The sequence below is a fragment of the Sphingomonas sp. BL-S-05 genome, from assembly GCF_055521695.1.
The window spans coordinates 2501-5000 of the sequence record NZ_CM145499.1 but is presented as its reverse complement, the minus strand read 5'-3'; the positions used below and the strand labels follow the sequence as shown (position 1 = coordinate 5000).

General features: G+C 54.0%; 1 rRNA gene (only partly in view). It reads right to left on the bottom strand.

Annotation, left to right across the window (positions count from 1 at the left end):
• Positions 1-2331, bottom strand: a 23S ribosomal RNA gene (locus tag ACZ1JS_RS00020) (it extends 487 nt beyond the left edge of the window).
• Positions 2332-2500: the final 169 nt, after the last annotated feature.

The following is a 2500-nucleotide window of genomic DNA, read 5'->3' as shown; positions in this document are numbered from 1 at the left end:
GATCACTATGACCGACTTTCGTCTCTGCTCGACTTGTCAGTCTCGCAGTCAGGCTGGCTTATGCCATTGCACTCTAACAGACGGTTTCCAACCGTCCTGAGCCAACCTTCGCGCGCCTCCGTTACTCTTTAGGAGGCGACCGCCCCAGTCAAACTACCCGCCACAGAGGGTCCCTCGCCCAGTTTCATGGGCGCAGGTTAGACATCAGAAAACAACAGGGTGGTATTTCACCTATGGCTCCACACCGGCTGGCGCCAATGCTTCAAAGCCTCCCACCTATGCTACACAGTTCTTTCCTAATGCCACTCTGAAGCTGCAGTAAAGGTGCACGGGGTCTTTCCGTCTAACCGCGGGTACTCCGCATCTTCACGGAGAATTCAATTTCGCTGAGCATGTCCTGGAGACAGTGGGGAAGTCGTTACGCCATTCGTGCAGGTCGGAACTTACCCGACAAGGAATTTCGCTACCTTAGGACCGTTATAGTTACGGCCGCCGTTTACCTGGGCTTCATTTCAGAGCTTGCACCCCTCCACTTAACCTTCAGGCACCGGGCAGGCGTCAGGCCCTATACGTCGTCTTGAAGCCGACTTAGCAGAGCCCTGTGTTTTTGCTAAACAGTCGCTACCCCCTGGCCTGTGCCCCCAGCAAGAGCTTGCGCCTATGCTGGGCCTCCTTCTTCCGAAGGTACGGAGGCAATTTGCCGAGTTCCTTCAGGACACTTCTCTCAAGCGCCTTGGTATACTCTACCAGACCACCTGTGTCGGTTTCGGGTACGGTCTATACGGTGGGGCTATTTCCCGGGACAGCTTCGAAGCACGATCAATCCGATAAGATCGTACAACACACGCCATCCGTCACACACCACCAGGCCCACGAATATTAACGTGGTTCCCATCGACTACCCCCTTCGGGCTCGTCTTAGGGGCCGGCTCACCCTGCGCGGATTAGCCTTGCGCAGGAACCCTTGGTCTTTCGGCGAGAGGGCATCTCACCCTCTTTATCGCTACTCATGTCTGCATTCGCACTTCCGATACCTCCACGGTCCATTACCAGACCGCTTCACAGGCGTACGGAACGCTCCGCTACCGCGTACGCTAAGCGTACACCCTAAGCTTCGGTGCGTGTCTTGAGCCCCGTTACATCTTCGCCGCAGGAACCCTTGTTTAGACCAGTGAGCTGTTACGCTTTCTTTAAAGGATGGCTGCTTCTAAGCCAACCTCCTGGTTGTTTTGGGATTCCCACATGCTTTCCCACTTAGACACGACTTGGGGACCTTAGCTGTAGGTCAGGGCTGTTTCCCTTTTGACGACGGACCTTAGCACCCGCCGTCTGTCTCCCGGATATCACTCTTATGTATTCGGAGTTTGGTTAGTATTGGTAGATCTCGCGACCCCCGCAACCATCCAGTGCTCTACCCCATAAGGTGTCCATCCGAGGCACTACCTCAATAGTTTTCGCGGAGAACCAGCTATTTCCCGGCTTGATTGGCCTTTCACCCCTAAACACAACTCATCCGGTAACTTTTCAACGTTAATCGGTTCGGACCTCCAGTGGGTGTTACCCCACCTTCATCCTGGTCATGCCTAGATCGCCGGGTTTCGGGTCTAATCCATCAAACTATGTCGCCCTATTCAGACTCGCTTTCGCTGCGCCTACACCTAACGGCTTAAGCTTGCTTGATAGATTAAGTCACAGACCCATTATGCAAGAGGTACGCTGTCACCCCATAAAAGGGCTCCAACTGCTTGTAGGCAATCCGTTTCAGGTACTGTTTCACTCCCCTCATCGGGGTGCTTTTCACCTTTCCCTCACGGTACTAGTTCGCTATCGGTCATGTACGAGTATTTAGGCTTGGAGGGTGGTCCCCCCATGTTCAGACAGAATTACACGTGTTCCGCCCTACTCGAGTCCTGACACATCACTTTCGCATACGGGGCTGTCACCCGCTATGGCGCTCCTTTCCAGAAGCTTCTGCTAGTTGAATGTCAGGCACTGGCCTGGTCCGCGTTCGCTCGCCACTACTAACGGAATCTCGGTTGATGTCTTTTCCTCCGGGTACTGAGATGTTTCAGTTCGCCGGGTTCGCTTCTCGAAACCTATGTATTCAGTTAAGAGATACCTTGTCCACCTAACTCTAGCTGAGCCGCTCGGCGGCACGCTTTACGCGTGTCGTCGAATGGCTCGTAGAGTTAAACGGATAGGTGGGTTTCCCCATTCGGAAATCGTCGGGTCAAAGGTTGCTCACACCTCACCGACGCTTATCGCAGCGTGCCACGTCCTTCATCGCCTGTACATGCCAAGGCATCCACGAATTGCCCTTACCTCACGCTTGAGAGTCCACACCACCAACGACAACACTGGATCGGCATCCGCTAGGATGCACGACACGAAACTCGGCAGAGCAGTGTAGCGCGGTTCTATCGGTGTGGTTGAAATCGCTCAGCCTTGATTGGGCACCCATCAAAGTAATACTTTGATGGGACCCATGTGATGAACGCTG